Source organism: Marinomonas sp. KMM3893 (assembly GCF_004352855.1).
GTDB classification, from domain to species: Bacteria; Pseudomonadota; Gammaproteobacteria; order Pseudomonadales; family Marinomonadaceae; genus Marinomonas; species Marinomonas arenicola.
The window spans coordinates 508974-527071 of record NZ_SJSC01000002.1; the positions used below are offsets into that span (position 1 = coordinate 508974).

The 18098-nt window shown below is 46.2% G+C and carries 20 protein-coding genes; 11 read left to right on the top strand and 9 right to left on the bottom strand.

The genetic code is table 11. The features are described from left to right. Positions 1-137 precede the first annotated feature (137 nt). The 3 genes from E0D71_RS06845 to E0D71_RS06855 form a co-directional block, all read right to left on the bottom strand. Positions 138-1682: a GGDEF domain-containing protein gene (locus tag E0D71_RS06845; RefSeq protein WP_133002567.1), complete on the bottom strand. Its 1545-nt coding sequence runs from the start codon at positions 1680-1682 to the stop codon at positions 138-140. 20 nt (positions 1683-1702) lie between these two features. Next, positions 1703-2326 carry a thiol:disulfide interchange protein DsbA/DsbL gene (locus E0D71_RS06850; RefSeq protein ID WP_133002568.1) on the bottom strand — a complete coding sequence of 208 codons (624 nt, stop codon included), beginning with the start codon at positions 2324-2326 and terminating at the stop codon, positions 1703-1705. A 185-nt stretch (positions 2327-2511) separates the two neighbouring features. Then, on the bottom strand, positions 2512-3114 hold the full coding sequence (locus E0D71_RS06855) for a c-type cytochrome (protein ID WP_133002569.1): 603 nt from the start codon (positions 3112-3114) through the stop codon (positions 2512-2514). Between the two features lie 196 nt (positions 3115-3310). Between E0D71_RS06855 and yihA the strand changes: the two genes are divergently transcribed. Continuing rightward, positions 3311-3955: a ribosome biogenesis GTP-binding protein YihA/YsxC gene (gene yihA / locus E0D71_RS06860; protein WP_133002771.1), complete on the top strand. Its 645-nt coding sequence runs from the start codon at positions 3311-3313 to the stop codon at positions 3953-3955. A gap of 117 nt (positions 3956-4072) precedes the next feature. On the opposite strand, the gene gshA is transcribed toward yihA, so the two are convergent. Beyond that, a complete protein-coding gene (gene gshA / locus E0D71_RS06865) occupies positions 4073-5662 on the bottom strand; it encodes a glutamate--cysteine ligase (RefSeq protein WP_133002570.1) in 1590 nt (529 codons plus the stop codon). Positions 5663-5860: 198 nt separating this feature from the next. Here gshA and E0D71_RS06870 point away from each other — a divergent pair, with 198 nt between their 5' ends. Further along, a complete protein-coding gene (locus tag E0D71_RS06870; protein ID WP_133002571.1) occupies positions 5861-6346 on the top strand; it encodes a hypothetical protein in 486 nt (161 codons plus the stop codon). A gap of 111 nt (positions 6347-6457) precedes the next feature. Here the strand turns inward: E0D71_RS06870 and hisF are convergent, their stop codons facing one another. Genes hisF through hisB form a run of 3 tightly spaced genes read right to left on the bottom strand, consistent with a single transcriptional unit; the run spans position 6458 to position 8524 of the window. After that, complete coding sequence (hisF, locus tag E0D71_RS06875; protein WP_133002572.1) at positions 6458-7231, bottom strand: imidazole glycerol phosphate synthase subunit HisF; 774 nt, start codon at positions 7229-7231, stop codon at positions 6458-6460. A gap of 9 nt (positions 7232-7240) precedes the next feature. After that, positions 7241-7921 carry an imidazole glycerol phosphate synthase subunit HisH gene (hisH, locus tag E0D71_RS06880; RefSeq protein ID WP_133002573.1) on the bottom strand — a complete coding sequence of 227 codons (681 nt, stop codon included), beginning with the start codon at positions 7919-7921 and terminating at the stop codon, positions 7241-7243. Between the two features lie 9 nt (positions 7922-7930). Further along, positions 7931-8524 carry an imidazoleglycerol-phosphate dehydratase HisB gene (gene hisB, locus E0D71_RS06885; RefSeq protein WP_111637746.1) on the bottom strand — a complete coding sequence of 198 codons (594 nt, stop codon included), beginning with the start codon at positions 8522-8524 and terminating at the stop codon, positions 7931-7933. Positions 8525-8764: 240 nt separating this feature from the next. On the opposite strand from hisB, the gene E0D71_RS06890 reads away from it, so the two are divergent. The 3 genes from E0D71_RS06890 (at position 8765) to E0D71_RS06900 (ending at position 12513) form a co-directional block, all read left to right on the top strand. After that, a complete protein-coding gene (locus tag E0D71_RS06890; protein WP_133002574.1) occupies positions 8765-10999 on the top strand; it encodes an AsmA family protein in 2235 nt (744 codons plus the stop codon). A gap of 53 nt (positions 11000-11052) precedes the next feature. Further along, entirely contained in the window at positions 11053-12114 is a 1062-nt protein-coding gene (gene mutY / locus E0D71_RS06895; protein WP_133002575.1) for an A/G-specific adenine glycosylase, read from the top strand. 114 nt (positions 12115-12228) lie between these two features. After that, positions 12229-12513 (top strand): oxidative damage protection protein, encoded by a 285-nt coding sequence (locus E0D71_RS06900; RefSeq protein WP_133002576.1) that lies wholly within the window; start codon positions 12229-12231, stop codon positions 12511-12513. An 87-nt stretch (positions 12514-12600) separates the two neighbouring features. On the opposite strand, the gene E0D71_RS06905 is transcribed toward E0D71_RS06900, so the two are convergent. Next, positions 12601-12972, bottom strand: coding sequence for a flagellar basal body-associated FliL family protein (locus E0D71_RS06905; RefSeq protein ID WP_243711958.1), 372 nt, complete (start codon positions 12970-12972; stop codon positions 12601-12603). A gap of 188 nt (positions 12973-13160) precedes the next feature. On the opposite strand from E0D71_RS06905, the gene E0D71_RS06910 reads away from it, so the two are divergent. The 6 genes from E0D71_RS06910 (at position 13161) to E0D71_RS06935 (ending at position 17306) form a co-directional block, all read left to right on the top strand. Next, on the top strand, positions 13161-13664 hold the full coding sequence (locus E0D71_RS06910) for a disulfide bond formation protein B (RefSeq protein WP_133002578.1): 504 nt from the start codon (positions 13161-13163) through the stop codon (positions 13662-13664). 157 nt (positions 13665-13821) lie between these two features. Further along, positions 13822-14292 carry a sigma D regulator gene (gene rsd / locus E0D71_RS06915; RefSeq protein ID WP_133002579.1) on the top strand — a complete coding sequence of 157 codons (471 nt, stop codon included), beginning with the start codon at positions 13822-13824 and terminating at the stop codon, positions 14290-14292. Further along, the gene (locus E0D71_RS06920; RefSeq protein WP_133002580.1) at positions 14264-15250 is read left to right on the top strand and encodes a hypothetical protein; all 987 of its coding nucleotides are present in this window, start codon (positions 14264-14266) and stop codon (positions 15248-15250) included. The genes rsd and E0D71_RS06920 overlap by 29 nt, the downstream gene beginning before the upstream one ends. A gap of 40 nt (positions 15251-15290) precedes the next feature. Further along, entirely contained in the window at positions 15291-15692 is a 402-nt protein-coding gene (locus E0D71_RS06925; protein ID WP_133002581.1) for a DUF423 domain-containing protein, read from the top strand. Positions 15693-15804: 112 nt separating this feature from the next. After that, positions 15805-16587: a tRNA (guanosine(46)-N7)-methyltransferase TrmB gene (trmB, locus tag E0D71_RS06930; protein WP_243711960.1), complete on the top strand. Its 783-nt coding sequence runs from the start codon at positions 15805-15807 to the stop codon at positions 16585-16587. A gap of 29 nt (positions 16588-16616) precedes the next feature. Continuing rightward, positions 16617-17306: a Wzz/FepE/Etk N-terminal domain-containing protein gene (locus tag E0D71_RS06935; protein WP_133002582.1), complete on the top strand. Its 690-nt coding sequence runs from the start codon at positions 16617-16619 to the stop codon at positions 17304-17306. 73 nt (positions 17307-17379) lie between these two features. Here E0D71_RS06935 and E0D71_RS06940 read toward each other — a convergent pair whose 3' ends face one another. After that, the gene (locus E0D71_RS06940; RefSeq protein ID WP_133002583.1) at positions 17380-17778 is read right to left on the bottom strand and encodes an H-NS family nucleoid-associated regulatory protein; all 399 of its coding nucleotides are present in this window, start codon (positions 17776-17778) and stop codon (positions 17380-17382) included. Positions 17779-18098 lie beyond the last annotated feature (320 nt).

Genomic DNA, 18098 nt, shown 5'->3' on the forward strand with positions numbered 1-18098 from the left:
AGACGCGCCAAATTCTATAACTGCGGTGCGTACACATTAGTAAAGCATTGTAACTGCCATCAGTGGGCTAGGGAAGGTATGAATAAGCCTTCTTAGCCTCAACCCGAAAGGCTTCTTTAAAATCCGTTCGCTTCTGTTTAGTGCTCGCGCTCTGGTGTTGCGTTATCCACCATTACCTTATTGCGACCAGCTTCTTTGGCGCAATAGAGTTGTTTGTCGGCCCGCGAGAAAAAGGCTTCGTATTCTTCATCTATTAACTCAGCTAAACCAATGGAGATGGTAATGGATACGGGTTCTCCATTGACATTAAACGGGGCTTTTTCTACTTCTTTACGAATCGCTTCGGCGCGCTGATGGGCGTCTTCTAGCGTCGTATTTGGAAACACAATAACAAATTCTTCGCCGCCATAACGGTACAATAAATCTGGCTTATTCAGGGCGTTGCGAATTTGTCTGGGTACTAGGCGCAGTACTTTGTCACCGGCTAAGTGGCCCCAGGTGTCGTTGACCTGTTTAAAAAAGTCGATGTCGCAGATCGCCAAACTCAGTGGCTTTGCGTTTTTCTGCGAGCTGGCACACAAGGGCAAAATGGCGTCTTGATAGGCCGCGCGATTGGGTAAGTCGGTTAGGGCGTCAGTCATGGCTTGCGCTAGCTTTTCTTGTAGGCTAGTTCGCAAAGAAGAGGTGTCTTTTTCCATTCGAGTGACCTTGCTTTTCAACAAGGAAATCGATTGATTGGACATTTTCTCTTGGCTGATCATTTGTTTGCGATATCGCGACATGGTGGTGGAAATGCTCGCCATGCGCTCATTAATCAGCAGTTTTAGGGTGTCTAGATCGTCGGCTTGTTGCACCGCGCTGGCGGCTTCTTGTACTTGTTGTTGCATGGTCGCATTGAAGCCTTCCCGACTCTCGGAGAGGTTCTTTTGGCTGCGGTAGCTTTTTACAATGGAGTCATTAATGCTGGCCAGTTGCTTGTTTAGCTCATTTAGATAGCTGGTTAACCCTTCTTGAGTGTTGCCAATCGCCACCATGATGAGGGCAATAACATCATCCAGTAACTTAGGGAAACTGTGAAACGTGTGGTTGTTCGCTAACGCCTTTTTAAGCTCAGAAATTTGGTTGTCGTAATGGCTCGGCAAGGCAAGGTTATTAAGCAATCCAGACAATGTGTGACTGACTTGTTGCAATGCTTCTTGGCTATTCAATTTATTCTGCGGAGAGGAGGAACGTCTGAAAATGCGAGAGATCAGGGTGCGTTTTTCATTGTCTACTGGCGTGGAGTAAGACAGGGTGCTCTCAACGAGAGCAAGGTATTCTTTGAGCAGTTGAGGCCAATGGGGCAAAGATTGCCAATGGGAGCGAATGGAGGTCTCAAAGGCCTTTTTTTCACTCTGGGGGACGTTTTGTCCGTGTTGATCCAATACATCAATCAGATCGTGCAGAGTATGCCTAAAGTGCTTGGCTCGGGTTAATCTTGCCTCGTCTACTTTGAGTAGAAGAGGCTCCACATTGTCCAAAATCGTTTGAATAGCCGCAGCGTCTGCTCCTTTGCTAATCTGTACACGAATTTGGCGAATGGCGGAGTCTAACTCAGGATCATTTCCTTCGGCTAGTAGACTCGTCCTTGAGACTGCTTTACGTAAAGCGTTGACTAGCTTGTCTTGAGATATATCCGTCATGGAGCCTCACATTTTAAGGTTTACTTGTTTTGTTCTTCTTTCTTGATCAGGTAATTAACCACATTATAGATATTTTCACTGCCGCCAGCAGTAGAAGCATCGACTAAATATTTACCGTTAACCACTAATGTTGGGGTGCCACGAACGCCATACGCACGGATTTTAGCGTCCGCTTGGCTAAGGCGACTTTCCACCGCAAATGAATTGTATTGCTTGCGGAATACGTCTTCGCTTACACCGTGTTTCGCGAAGAATGCCGCTAATGAGTCTTCTGTATTTAGACGTTCACGTTTTACATTGATTGCGTTGTAGATATCTTCATGAACCTTGTCTTCAATGCCCAGTAGATCGGCGACATAAAAGGCTTTTGCGTGAGCCAACCAGTTACGACCAAAGACCGCGGGTAAGTATTTGAAATCGACGTCATTGGAAATGGTTTTTTTCCAAGCTTGAGTGGATGGTTCAAGGTGGAAACAATGTGGGCAGCCAAACCAAAAGACTTCAACCACTTCTACTTTGCTTGGGTCTGCGGTACGAACAGGGGTCGGGATTGTGGTGTAGCCGTTTCCATCGCTGTAATCTTTTGCGTAGGATGTCAGAGGGATAAGTAAAGTAAGGATTAACGCTGAAAATAGCTTTTTCATTGATGGCTCCTGATGATCAATGTTTATCGAGACTCGCAATTATATTGCCAGATTTTCGACTTTATTCGATGTTTTGTCTGTTATAAAGTTCTTCCATTTGACCAAGTTTACGTAAAACTTACAAGGTTCTCTAAGTGCTTGACGTATTGATTGATTTATTCATCCGTGAGAGGCAGATGAATCCTTTAATGAAGCCCTTGTAGGTAATCTGAGACGGCATCAATCTCTTCTGCGCTGAGTTTACGCGCAATGGTTTGCATCATGCTGGCGGCGTCATTGTTGCGCTTGCCGCTTTTAAAGTCATTCAGTTGGGTTTTAGTATACGCCTTAAATTGGCCGCTTAACGCTGGGAAAGCCGCCGAATTCAAGCCTTTTCCTGCAGGGCCGTGACAAGAGGCGCAAGCCGGCACCGCGGTATCTGGGTTGCCGAAACGATATAACGCCTCGCCTTGCTCCAGCGTATCAGCCGATGCCTGGCCGATGCGGGTGCGTTGGTTGGCAAAGTAAGCGGCAATGTCTGATAAGTCTTGCGCTGAATACTTATCTAATAGCGTTGCCATTTGCGGGACAGGGCGTTTACCGGATTGAATATCGTCTAGCTGCTTTAAAAGATAGCGGTGTGGTTGACCGGCGAGTTTGGGAAACACACTGATTTGGCCATTGCCGTCTGCACCATGACAGGCGACACAGCTTGAGGTGAGCGCTTTACCATGAGCAATGGCGTCGTTTGTCTGGCCGTGGCAAGCCGCACTGAGTAAAAACAAAAAACCAAGACACAGGTGTCGCATGGCAGACCTTAGCGTGTTGAGAGAAGAGGATAGAATGAATAGCGATTTTCTTGAAAATGACGTTTTAGCCCATTAAATGGAATTTAACGCAGATTTACCGGTGAAAACATGGCAAAAAAAGCGATTCACAGGCATTATATACAACCGATGAATAAACGTGAACGCTAATCCTGATTCCACAGACGAATACCAACTTATGACTCCTTTTGACGCTATATTCCGATCCGCCCACTTTATTAAAAGTGCCGAAAAGCTTTCACAATGTCCACTTGATCAAGGTCTTGAGGTTGCTTTTGCTGGTCGATCTAATGCAGGTAAATCCACTGCATTAAATACACTGACCAACCAAAAGAAACTGGCTCGTACATCGAAGACGCCTGGCCGTACTCAACTGATCAACTGTTTTGGTTTGAGTGTGAGTGATCGACGTCTAATCGATTTACCAGGTTACGGTTTCGCGAAAGTGCCCATTGCCATGAAAAAAGTATGGCAAGCCCACATGCAAGATTACTTGATGAATCGTCGCTCGTTAGCGGGGGTTGTCTTGGTAATGGACATTCGCCATCCTCTTAAAGAGTTTGATGAAATGATGTTGGAATGGGCAAAATCTAACGGCATGAAAGTACACGTTTTGCTCACGAAATCAGACAAGTTGAAACGTGGACCTGCGAAAACGGCCATGTTTACCGTGCAAAAAGCCATTAAAGAACAAGGCGTAGACGGCACAGTACAAACTTTCTCTGCATTGAACAACGATGGTCTTGATGAGTTGCGAACTCAACTGGCCTCTTGGTTAGTGTTTGATAATTTGGACGAGATTCCGATTTCTCCACACGCTTAATCAGGCACGATTAGCCTGATTTACCGCGTATAAAAAAGCCTCTATTTGCAGAAATAGAGGCTTTTTTCGTTGTGCATCCAAGCTCAGCGAATGACCGCCTTTATCAGGCGGTATCCGTTATGACGCTTGATAGGCCGCTAAGAAAGTATCGAAGTCGACATCATCATTGGCTTCGATTTGTTGCTGTTCAGAAATCGAGGTGGCAGCCAAGGTGGCAAAGGTGTCCACAATGTCGCCAGACAGTGGCGCAGCCAGCCATGCTTTTTGCTGCTCGGTGGCCAATGACAGCATCGCGTTTTGAAAGCCTTGTGCTTCTTGGCAACGGGCTAAGAGCTGCGCCGAAGGCAAGAGGGTGTTATCCGCGAGTTTGTTTTCTTGCTCAATAATGGCCTCTAAATACGCCTGATTCCCCGTTTGAGCGACCAAGAACTGGGCCACTTCTTTTAGCTTGGTTAGCAGGTCTGAGGCTTTGTCTTGTAGTCGAACTGGGCCGTGGCCGAAATCGAACTTAGCGTCCAACTCTCTGCCATGAGAAGCAATTTCTTGTTGAGCGACACGCAGTTGATGGCATTCATCGCTGTCTAACAGGGCATCATCGCTGAGCATGCAATACAGTAGAAAGACATCAATAAAATACAGAGTCGAGGCTTTCATACCAATCGAAGACGCTGGGTCAATGTCCATAATGCGCACTTCAATGTACTCCACACCGCGGTCTTGCAGTGCCGTACTTGGGTGCTCGCCAGGTTGGGTCACGCGTTTTGGGCGGATGTCGCTGTAATATTCGTTTTCAATTTGCAGCAAGTTGCTGTTTAGCTGGCGGTATTGACCTTCGACCTTGACGCCAATTTCTTGGTAGCGAGGGTAAGGGGTTTTCAGCGCCGTTTTTATGGTACGGATGTAGGTATCGACTTCGTTGTAACAGACAAACAAGTTGGCTTGTGCTTTGTTTTGATAGCCTAAATCGCTCATGCGCAAAGAGGTGGCTTTATGGCCGACCCAAGTGCGCTTTGCTAATTCAGACAAGCTGTCTGGTTTTTTCTCTAAGAAGCTTTCATCGATGGCTGGAGAAGCGCCAAATAATAACGACAACATCCAAGAGTTACGACGAAAGTTGCGGATAAGAGCGAAGTAGCTGTCAGACTGAAAGGCTTGTCGTTGTGCGTCAGTAAGGGCGGTTTTTCCTTTATACGCGGCCAGGAACTGCCAAAAAGAAGCGTCAAAAGAAAAGTTATAATGCATACCGGCGATGCACTGCATGATGCGGCCATAGCGGTTGGATAACCCTTCGCGATAGACGCGTTTGAGTTTGCCTGTATTTGATTCGCCAAAGTAAGCAATGGGCACATCGTCGTTGTTTTCTAAATAACAAGGCATACTCGCTGGCCACAAACATTCGTTTTGCTTCGCCAGTTCATGGTTGACCACATGGTGAATGCTGGTCAGTTCGTCAATCACACCTTCAACACTAGGATGTACCTTAGTGATGAATTCCATTAAAGATTCAGAATAATCTGTGGTAATGGAAGTGTGTGTTAAAGCCGCGCCCAACGCTTTTGGGTGGGGGTTATGGGAAATGCGACCTTGCGATCGGTCCACACGAAGTGCTTCCCGTTCTACTCCGCGATGAAACGTTAGTGCTGCTGAAGAATCGGTCTGTTGGCAGTGATTCGCCAGCGCATGTAAAGCATCAGTTAAGGTAGTCAAGAAGCCATCCTTCTATAAAAATAAGGCAAAGATAAATATCACTGATTGTACTCGGCTGGCCTTATTGGCAGCAAGCTGACATTTTCATCTGACGAAAGATTGCAAGATCGATCCTTAGTCCATTGTAGTTATTCTCTTGTCCGATCGGTAAAATGATGGCTCATTCATAGTATAAGACTGAAAAATGTTGAGAGCAGCATGAACACTGTTAGATTAAAGCAGATCGGTTTTTGGTCGTCATTTGCTGTTATTATCATTGTTGCGTTAACCTGGGGCGTGGATCAGATCCTACCTCAGCAGCGGTCGTCTGATGTTGGTCAGTGCGATCAAACAGAGCATGAATGCATTGTTTCATTACCTGGCGAACAGATGCCAGCGACCCTGTCTTTTGATGAAGGCATTCATGTAGACACCTCGATTCCTGTGTCTCTTTCTTTGCCGCAAGACTTGGCCAACAAAACCAACTCAATTCGTTTGACCTTGAGCTGTAAAGAAACCTATATGGGTGTGAGCTCAATACGCTTAACGCAAAAGCCTGGGCCGAATGTGTGGCAGGGCAATATTCGTTTGCCAAGAGCGGACAAAGAAAAAGTGACCTGGCAAGTGAAGGCAACATTGATCGAAGGCAGTGGCAACGAAAAAGACATTTGGTTTGAGTTTGATGTGGATTCTGCAAAGCCATAAGGCACAGAGATGCACCACTGGCTTGCTAGACAGCACTCAAATTTGAACAATAAAAAAGGCGACCTTCAGTGTGAAGATCGCCTTTTTAATGGGAGCCGTATAAAGCGTGCGTTACAAACGCATCTCTATGCCAGCGTCGCTCATGCGTTCTTTGGCTTGTTGGATACTGTATTCGCCAAAGTGGAAAATACTCGCGGCCAACACAGCGTCGGCTTTGCCTTCGATGACGCCATCAACAAGGTGATCTAGGTTACCCACACCACCAGACGCAATAACCGGCACGTGAACCGCTTCGCTGATGGCACGGGTTACGCCCAAATCAAAGCCGTTTTTCGTGCCGTCGCGGTCCATACTGGTTAAGAGGATTTCCCCAGCGCCGTATTCGACCATTTTTTTCGCCCATTCAACCGCGTCTAAGCCTGTTGGCTTGCGACCACCGTGGGTAAAAATTTCCCACTTGTCCGCTTCGCCTTCTTGGCTGACTTTCTTCGCATCAATGGCGACCACAATACATTGTGAGCCAAAGCGTTCTGCGGCTTCACGTACAAACTCAGGGTTAAATACCGCTGCGGTATTAATGCCCACCTTGTCTGCGCCTGCGTTTAGCATACGACGAATGTCTTCACAGGTACGAATGCCGCCGCCAACGGTCAGCGGAATAAACACCTGGCTCGCAATGGCTTCGACCATATGGACTGTGGTTGCTCGATCGTCGGAGCTGGCGGTAATGTCCAAAAAGGTGATTTCGTCAGCGCCTTGCTCGTTGTAGCGTTTCGCCACTTCAACTGGGTCGCCAGCATCGCGAATGTCGACGAACTGAACGCCCTTTACCACTCGGCCATTGTCCACATCAAGACAAGGAATAATACGTTTTGCTAATCCCATAACAGGCTCCTAATCTTTGTTGGCCAAGGATGGTTTGCCATCCCAGTGAATAAAGTTTTTGTACAGTTGAAGGCCGTCTTCGTGGCTTTTTTCCGGGTGGAATTGCACCGCAAATACATTGTTGCGGGACAAGGCGACGCAAAACTCTAAGCCGTAATCACAGGTGCCAGCCACTTCGTTTTTGTTTTCTGGCACAACATAAAAGCTGTGTACAAAATAAAAACGCGCGTTGTCTGGAATGCCTTCCCACAAGGGGTGATTAATGGTCTGTTTTACTTGGTTCCAGCCCATGTGCGGCACTTTTAGTTTGCTGCCGTCATGATCTGTGTGTTGCTCACCAAAGAAAAGGGCGTTGCCTTTGAAATGATCTAAACAATTCACGCCGCCGTTTTCTTCGCTGTGGGACATCAAAGACTGAATGCCAACACAAATCGCCAAAAAGGGCTTTTCAGCCATGGCTTTGCGAATACTAGGTACTAAACCTGCGTTGTACATCTCGCCGATACAATCTCGAATCGCGCCGACGCCAGGTAATAGCACGCGATCGGCTGCATCGATAACCGCCGGATCACTGGTGACGACCACTTGGGTGTTTTCATCAGCGACGAATTCTAATGCTTTGGCCACCGAGTGCAGGTTGCCCATGCCATAATCGATGACAGCAACAACCGATTTTTTAACTTCGTTCATGCGAAAATCCTACAAACAGCCTTTTGTCGATGGCATTTGACCTGCCATACGTTCGTCCACTTCTAGAGCCATGCGCAAGGCTCGACCAAATGCTTTAAAAATGGTTTCTGCTTGGTGGTGGGTGTTCTTACCACGAAGATTGTCCAAATGCAGTGTGACTTTGGCGTGGTTGATAAAGCCGTGGAAGAACTCGGAGAACAAATCCACGTCAAAACCGCCCACAGAACCGCGAGTGAAAGGCACGTGCATTTCTAAGCCTGGACGACCAGAGAAATCGATAACCACGCGTGACAATGCTTCGTCTAATGGTACGTAGGCATGGCCGTAACGTTTGATGCCTTTTTTGTCGCCCACAGCTATGTCAAAGGCTTGGCCTAGGGTAATGCCTAAATCTTCAACCGTGTGATGAGCGTCAATATGAAGGTCACCAACCGCATGGATATCTAAGTCGATCAAGCCATGGCGTGCGACTTGCTCAAGCATATGGTCGAGAAAAGGGACGCCGGTGAAGCAATTGAATTTACCTGTACCATCTAGGTTGATCGATACCTTGATTTGAGTTTCAAGCGTATTTCGCTCGACACTAGCAATGCGGTCGGACATTGATTGGGTTCTCCACGTTGAGTCGTGACGCACTGGCATCACGGTTTAGGCCGTCAATTCAGAAAGCCGTTATAGATTGTCATTGAAAATCACAGTTGCCGTCATTATAGAACGAGGGGTCTCTGGCTTCTATGCTTTACGCATCGTTTTTGATGAGTTGTTGCTATTGGATCGATAAACCAAGGGATCGAGTGCTATTATGTTACTAATTCAGCAAACTAAGTCTAAGGATTCAAGTCTATGAAATGGCTAAAAAGGCTCGGTGTGGCAATGGGCGTTCTGTTGGTGTTGCTAATGGCAATACTGGCTTACGTCATGTTTTTTGTTAATTCTGATTCATTCAAAACGGAATTACAGAAAGTGGCCCTCGAAAAAGCAGACATACATCTTCGCATTGATGGTGATATTCAGTGGTCTTTCTTCCCTTGGCTTGGCCTAGAGTTAGACGATATTGGTGTCGCTATAGGGAAAGACCCAGAAATTCTGCAATTTGATCGTGCCGAGTTCGGTCTCGCCATCTTGCCGTTGTTAAAACATACGATTCAAGTCGATCGTGTGCGTTTGGTTAACCTAAAAGCCAGCTTAAATGTCGATAAATCTGGACGTGGCAACTGGCAACGTTTCCCAGAAGCTGATGCGACGAGTACGCCTGACACCGCCCCGGCGGCAAGCAACAATGCACCGGCGTCCAGCAGTTATCAGGCCGCCTCATCAGGGGGAGATGCATCCAGCATTCCTAATATCCAGCTAGACAGCTTGGAAATCGATAATGCGCAAGTGACTTACATCGATGAAAAAACACAGCAAAAAATCGATGCGACCTTTAATGTCAATTTAAGCAATGTGCAGTGGGATAAAGCGTGGCCAATGGTGATGGACGCCGTGGTTAAGCAAAGCGACCTAGCGGGAAAAAACACCCTGACGGTATCCAGCAAGTTGACCGGTGACCTGACGGTGTTCCCAAACCGAGAAGTTTTCTCGTTAGCGAATGCGTCCTTGTCGACAGAGTTACAAGGCGATGCCTTGCCGGCTAGCCCATTAAAAGCCACCTTGGCGATCAAACAATTGGATATGGACGTGCCCCAAGAGAACCTCTTTATGGATGGTGTCTCGGTGGATGCGTTGGGAGTGAGCGCAAGCGCCAAAGTTCAGCTGTATCAAGTGTTGAGTAACCCGCAATACACAGCGTCTCTTTCTATCGGTGAATTCAACCCACGCAAAGTGCTGCAGCAACTGAACATTACTCTGCCTGACATGGCCGACGATAGCGCACTGACCAAAGCCAGTGGTAATGTGAAAATAGAAGGCAGTCGTAATGAACTGGTGGTTCAGCCTATGACTCTTGCTTTAGACGATACCAATCTGCAAGTTCATGTTGTGACTGAACTGTCTCCATTGCGCTGGGATGTGAACGTCAAAGGCAACAACCTGAATTTGGACCGCTATTTACCACCCGAAGCGACGGACTCAGAAAGTAAACAAGGTGAGAAGCAGGCCACGAAGGACACCACGGCCAGCAAAGCAGGAAGCACAACCAGTAGTGCGAATGAAGAACTGGTGCCGTTGGATCTTGTGCGTTCCTTATACGGTCATGTTGGTTTGGCATTTACAAATCTAACCGTGAAAAAACTGCAACTCGATAATGTTGACCTTGATGCCACTATGGCCAATGGCATGGTTCATGTGTCGCCTGCCGCAGTGAGCCTGTACCAAGGCAGTGCAACGTTAAAAGCGACCTATGATGCGCGCACGAACACGCCTAAATTGTCGGTATCGTCGCGCGTCAAAGGCATTGAAATTCAGCCTCTTCTAAAAGACTTTATGGACCTTGATAAGTTGTCAGGCACCACCTCGTTAACGGGAGAATTAAGCAGCAAAGGCAATCAAGTGGATACCTTGATGGCGAATCTAAACGGAGACTTCTTAGCCGAGATTAACAATGGCGCCTTAGTGGGTGTGAATTTGACTAAGAGTGTTTGTCAGGGGATTGCTGCGGTACGAAAAGAGTCATTGAAGAGCAGTGATTTCAGTGCCAATACGCCGTTTGAAACCATGGATTTTCCGATTCATATCGTCAACGGTAAGGTGTCGACTCCTGGGTTAACCATGACGTCTGTTGGCTTATCCGTCACCGGTGATGGGATTGTTTCTTTGCCAAATAAATCGCTCGATTATCAAGTAAATGTCGCTGTGGCTGGCAGTGAGCTAGACCATGCTTGTCGAGTGAATGAGAAACTGACGAAACTGGCTTTTCCTGTCGTTTGTAAGGGGCAGTTCAGTGATGACCCTACCAGCTTGTGTCGTCCAGACATAAAAGGGTTTGGGAATATTTTTGCGGAGCTGGCGAAGGCGGAATTAAAAGACAAACTGGATGCCGAAAAAGCACGATTGAAAGAGAAAAAAGACGCTAAAATCGACGAAGCAAAAGAAAAATTGCAAGAAAAGCTAAAAGATAAATTGAAGAACTTATTCTAACCGCGACGCTGGTCTTTTAAGCTTAGAACGCAAGATAATAGTGTGAGAAATGAATGCAAGCAGTAGAAAACTTCGCACCACGCGTACTCGCGTGGTTCGATGAGTTTGGGCGTAAAAACCTACCGTGGCAGCAAGAGAAAACACCGTATCGGGTCTGGATCTCAGAGATCATGTTACAGCAGACCCAGGTGACGACTGTGATCCCGTATTACCATAAATTTATGGCCTCCTTTCCAACGGTTGAAGCACTGGCGGCCGCCGAGCAGGACGAAGTGCTCGCCCATTGGAGTGGGTTAGGCTATTACGCCCGCGCTCGTAATATGCACAAAGCGGCCAAAATGTTGGTCGATGAGCTGGATAGCGAGTTTCCACAAAGTGTCGAAGGCGTCTGTGAGCTTCCCGGTATTGGTCGCTCAACGGCATCGGCTATCTTATCTATTTCTCGTGGGGTTCAAGCGGCCATTTTGGATGGCAATGTAAAGCGAGTGCTGGCGCGTTTCCATGCGGTGCCTACTTGGCCTGGCGAGAAAAAAACGGAAAATGCGATGTGGGCGTTGGCTGAACACTATATGCCAGCGCAGCGCTGCGGCGATTACACTCAAGCTATGATGGATCTTGGGGCGACGTTATGCACACGCTCTAAGCCTCAATGCCTTATTTGCCCACTCGAAAAAGATTGTTTAGGGCGCCGCACAGAAGACCCAACTCAATTCCCCATTCGCAAACCTAAGAAAGCAGCGAAGCCAGAAAGAAGTATACAGTTGTTGGTTTTAGTAAACGAAGACAACCAAGTGTTTATGGAAAAACGTCCTCAATCTGGTATCTGGGGAGGGCTCTGGAGTTTGCCAGAGCTGGCGAGCGAAGAAAGTGTGGTCTTGCATGTGGAGCAGCGTTTTCAAACCCATATTCACAACATCGCCCCTTTGAGTGTATTTCGTCATACCTTTAGCCATTACCATTTGGATATAGAACCGAGTCAGGTGCGTATTGGTTCTATTGATGCGGTTTTTGAAGCAGGGAAATATCAGTGGTTTTCGTTGCACGAAGCGTTTGATCTAGGCTTACCCGCACCAGTGCGGACTATTTTAACAGGCCTAGAGAATACATCCTGTTGATCAAATAGGGCGGTTTGGCTATCGCTTCAAGGCATAACTTCTGGGTTATGCCTTGATTTCTGATGCTTAAGCGCCATTATTGAAACTATCCTTTTTTTATGGCGAGTTATCCTTATGTCGAATACTGTTTTTTGCAAAAAGTTCCAAAAAGACATGGAGGCGTTAGATCGCGCACCATTACCTGGCGCCAAAGGGCAAGAGATTTTACAAACGGTTTCTAAGCAAGCATGGCAAGAGTGGCAGTTGCTGCAAACCATGATGATTAATGAAAAGCAGTTGAATCTGATGTTGCCTGAATCGCGTAAGTACGTGATGGAGCAGATGGAGAAATTCTTAAACAATGAGCCGACCGACAAGGTGACAGGCTACGTTAGCCCAGATGATATTGTCGAGCTGTAAACTGCAGCGTGCATGACAGCGAATAAAAAGCCGATTCGGAGAAATCTGAATCGGCTTTTTTACGGCTGAAAGAGCGCGAAAGAAGGTTTATTGGGTTAAAAAACTGGCAAACAGTACGCTTTTCACCGGTTCTTGGTTGGTTTCGGCTTTCATCGCAGCATTAACAGCGACCGCGGCTTCTTCGCGGGTTTTTTCTCTTGCTTGGGCGCCAGAGACTTGCTCGTCTGTGCGCGAGCTTAAAAACATCACTAAAGCATCGCGTATTAGTGGCATATTGTCTTGAATAATGGCTTCATGGGAGACATCTGTTTGCAACGTTATACTGGTCTTAATGTATTTTAGTCGGTTACTGGCGGTTGTGTAATTGACAATAAAGTCTGGGGTAAGCTCTACGTAAGCAGGTTGAGCGGTGTTTTCCTCGTCGGCGGCCAGAGCAAAGGTGCTGAGCAGAGAGGTCATAATTAAGCTCAGTGCGAAAAATTGTTTTAAAGGCGTTATCAGTGACATTATCTGGTCTCGTACTCGTTTTGATTGTCAGTATACTAACTGGCATTAACGCATTGCGACAGTAGCAAGACGAACTTTTCCACATTGTCATTGTCCATGCTTTTTTTCAAATTCAATATACTGGAATGTCTGGGATTTATATGTTTTCTATTTTTTCAGCACGTCGTTTTCATGGTGTTATTGGGGTGGCGGCTTTTGCTTTGCTAGGCGCAGCGTTTTACATGGAATATCAAATGGACTTGGAACCGTGCCCGTTATGCATGCTCCAGCGTATTGCTTTCTTATGTATTGGTGTTTTTTCATTGGTTTCTGCGGCGGTATCGAGCGAACGAGTGCGAAAGTGGCTCGCTGGGACCGTTGTCGTATTGTCTGTGTTGGGGGCGGCGCTGGCCATTCGCCATTTGTATCTGCAAAATTTACCCATTGATGAACTGCCGGCGTGCTTGCCCGGATTAAGTTACATGGTCGATGCTTTTCCTTGGCAAGATATTGCCAAAGCAATGATCATGGGAACCGGAGATTGTGGCGAGGTGGTATGGACCTTCTTAGGTTTGAGCATTCCTGGTTGGACATTGATCGCGTTTATTGGCATGGCGATTGTGAATCTATTTATCGTCTTTCGCCGCATTAATAAGGGCGAATAACAGGGCTTCGAAACGTTACAAATCCTTTAATTGAGTTGCTTGCAGGGGGTAAACGTTCGGAATATGCTTGAGACAAAGCTTTATTAGGGCATTATGTTACTGACCATTAGCGAGAAGTGTATTGAAAACTCGTTATCGCAAGAATGGAGCCATTATTATGTTAGAGCGATGTAAGACAGCACAAGAACGATGGGGTGGAGTTCATGAGATCATTGACCGTTGGCTAGCACAGCGTCGTCAACTGATTGAAGCGGGTATGCAGCTGCGTGAGCGTGGCGAGTACACACCAACAGACACCCCTAAAATCCAAGCCTTTTGTGAGCTGCTTGTGGATTATGTATCGGTGGGGCATTTTAATGTATACGAACAACTTGCACTGGAAGCAAAAGACTTTCGTGATGATCATGCTTTAACGCTGCTAAAAGAGTTGTTACCTGAAATTGATGGTACTACTCAGCTGGCGCTTGAGTTCAATGATAAATACGACACGAAAGAGCATTGTAATGGACAATTAGAAGCGCTTTTATTTTCGTTGCAGGCGTTAAGTGTCATTATGGCAGAACGTTTTGAATACGAAGATAGACTGATCAAGGAACTCCATGAAGCTCATAGCGAACAAAGCACTTAAGCTAGGTGCTGTTATCGGCACGGCCGCAATGCTGCTGTCGTGTTCTGCTAAATCGCCGGAACGAACCGCTGAGTATGCGGTTCAAGGCCTTTACTCTGCTGCACTTAGTAATGATGGCAGCGCGGCCCTTGTTGGCTCTATACAGCATGGGGGTAGTTATTGGACCACGGCGTTAAACGACCGTCGTTTCAATTGGAATCATGCGAAAGGCGAATACACCTCTTTAATTAGTGTCGATATTGATCCGACCAATGCGTTCGCCGCGACCGGATCAGCTCGCACCCTAGTGTTATGGAATACCAGCAGCGGCCAGTCGGCTGGTTTCTGGAATACCCCAGGTGACATCAAATCTCTAAAGCTAACCAATAATGGTGATTACGCCTTGTTAGGGTTAGATGATCAAACTGCACGTTATTTTGATGTGAAAAATGGCGGCATTAAACAAACCTTTCGAACCGGCGCGATTGTGCGATCTGTGGACGTTTCCCCTGATGGACGATTGGGGCTAACCGGAGACGATAATCGCCAAGTCATCCTATGGGATACCCAGACAGGTGAGAAAAAATTCAGTTGGTTGTTGAGCAATCGTATCTCGACAGTGGCTTTATCAGCAGATGGAAAATACGCATTTGGCGCCGCACAACTGGGTAATGCCAAAGTCTGGTCAACGCTTACCGGCAGAGAAATCGCCTTAATAGACACAGGCAGTCTAGATAAGCGCCAAAACACCATTAGCCAAGCGGTCTTTTCAGCGGATGATAGAAAACTGTTACTTGGTGGCATTAACCGTCGTGTATCCTTACGAGACATCAGCAGTGGCGAAGTGCTGCAAGAATGGGACTTGTATCTTAAAGAGGCGTTACGCCCAACAGGGTCAAGTGTGTTGGCGTTATCCTATGGTAAAGACGGACGTTATTACGCGATTGGCAGTAATGGCTACCTTAATGTATTGGAATAACGATTTTTTTAAATCACGAATCTACTGGAACAAATAGCTCATGTTTTCTTTCCCCGCAAAATGGGCATCGTTGGCGGCCTTGCAAGGCCTTCTTTCGGTCGCTGCTGGTGCGTTTGGTGCCCACGCTTTAAGTCATCTTCTCAACGCAAACGCATTAAGCTGGTGGCATACCGCGAGTCAATATTTGATGTACCATGCGTTAGCAGGCTTATTGGCGGCTGCGCTGGCAAGTTATCTTCCTGCCGCGAAAAAAATCATTATTCTGTTTGTGGTAGGCAATACCATCTTTTCTGGTAGTCTCTATATTATGGCGCTGACAGGTGTCTTGTGGTTAGGTGCCATTATGCCGATTGGCGGCACATGTTATTTGCTAGGCTGGTTTTTCCTGACAAAATCTCTGTGGCAATGGCAAACTAATAAACAAGAGCCTGAGACTAAGTAAAGCGCAAAGCAGGACATCAAGATTAAATTCCGGTAGGATAGCCGCCAAAATTCACGGTCGATCAAAAAATGTTCGATAGTCTGTTTCCGCTAAAGTGGCACGAATCAAAATCATGCAAGATCCAATGACTGACAATCCTATGTTAGAAAACCAAGAGCTAGAAAGCCAAGAGCAAGAAAACCAAACTCCAGAAGCGCAAGCACAAGAGAATCCAGAGCCTATCAAAAAGCGCACGATTCGTAGCTTTGTGGTGCGTGGCGGTCGTATGACCGAAGGCCAACAGAAGAACTACGACGCTAACTGGGCGTTTTATGGTCTTGAGCTAGCCGATGGACGAATTGATTACCAAACTACCTTTGGACGTCAGTCAGACGTTGTCATTGAAGTGGGCTTTGGTATGGGTGCATCTTTGGTTGAAATGGCCAAAAAAGCGCCAGAAAAAGACTTTATTGGTATCGAAGTTCACCCGCCTGGGGTTGCAAAACTGATGATGCTGGCACAAGAAGAAGGGCTTAAAAACCTGCGAGTATATTGTGACGACGCCATTGAAGTCATGGCTTCTTGTTTGCCTGAGCAAGCCGCGAGTGCCTTTCAGTTGTTCTTCCCTGATCCTTGGCACAAGAAAAAGCACAACAAACGTCGCATTGTGCAGCCTTTGTTTGCTCAGCAAGTAGCCAATGTACTTAAAGAAGATGGCTACTTTCATATGGCGACCGACTGGGAACCTTATGCAGAGCACATGCTAGAAGTAATGGAAGCCCAGGAAAATTACAGCAATGCCGCAGGCAAAGGGAACTATCACCCTCGCCCAGAATGGCGTCCGCTAACCAAATTCGAACAACGCGGTGAGCGTCTTGGTCACGGTGTCTGGGATTTGATTTATAAAAAGCAATAACAAATTAAAGGCAGCTAAAGGATGAGAGAATGACTGAAATGCAAAGCCCTAAACAACGTCAGAATGATGACGAAATAGATTTAGTAGAGCTTATTCTGGAACTATGGAAAGGCAAAATGCTAATACTGGCCTTTGTGATTGCTTGTTTCTGCCTTGGTTTTGCTTATACAAAAATGGTTCCTGTAACTTATTCTGTAACTTCCCATTACATTGTGGATTTATATCCAGATGAAGCGTTCAAGCTTTGTGACAAAGGGGCTTTGAGAGATAAGGACTGCTTAGAAGAAAAAACCTTGGCTATGTTTAGTAGTTTCTTACCTCAGTGGTCTGTGGACTCTAAGGCGAAAGAGGTTGGCTTAAGCGTTAAGCATAGCCATCGAGCAGTGGCAGATTATTCGCTAGATTTAGGGGTAGCAAATAATCATTTAACTCAGTCGATTTTAGAAGAGGCTAAAGAGAGCCTTGCGATAATCAATGGGCTAGATGTTGATCTACGTAGTACTGAGACTGTTGCTAAAAAGCTTTTGTCCGCCAAGCGCATGATTTATTTAATAGAAGTAAAAAAGAAGCAAGTGTTAACGCTAGCAACACCTGTAGTACAGAAAAAGTCGCCTAAAGTGGCTTTGATTCTTGTTATCAGTGTGTTGCTCGGTGGCATGTTGGGTGTGTTTGCAGTACTGATGAAAAAATTTGTTGCTGAGCTAAAAAGCAGAAGCTAATAGTACTGGTACATATTGAAGACAATAAAAAAGCGGCCTAGGCCGCTTTTTTATGCAATATGAGAAAGTGAGATTATTTGATCTCAACACTCTCACGGCTGTTACCCGCATCAAAGTATTCTTGGAATACTTTTGGTGTGCGGCCACGGCCAGTCCACTCGTGAACGTCACCATTGACTTCTAAACGGTATTTAGGCTCAACAGTTTTGCCTTTGTTGGCACTGTTTTTTGGCGTGCTTAGTAGGGCAACTTCTTCCATTGTTAAGCCGCTTTTTGCGATTAGAAGTGCGATCTCTTCTGCACGAGCCGCTTTTTCAGCTTCTTCGGCTAGTCGAGCGCTTTCTTCTTCTTTTACTTTGTCTAGTGCGTTAGTAAAACCAGCAATTAGGTTTTCTAGTTGAGCAACGGTTAGCTCTTTTGCTGCTGCGCGTGCTTTTGCTTTATTGCTTGCTAGTTCAAGTAATAAACTCATAAGTATCCTCTAATGTATCTGTTAAAAACGGGTTGTTGTGTGTACTACACCGAAAAAGAGATTCATCCTTACACTCAATAAGTGTCGAAACGGTACTACTTGTTTGAACGACCAGAGGCGGTAGGAGTGAGTTATCTGTATCTGCTTTTCTGTCGCAAGCGGATAGTGGAAAATCACCTCGTTCTTTCTCTAGTATTAAAAAGCGGTTTAGCTTTCTTCTTTTTTCGCATATTAGGATGAAAGTAAATGTTGTATTGTTATCTTAATCATAAGAAAGATAATCGATCATCCGTGTGTGAGATATTATCAATACAGTTTGG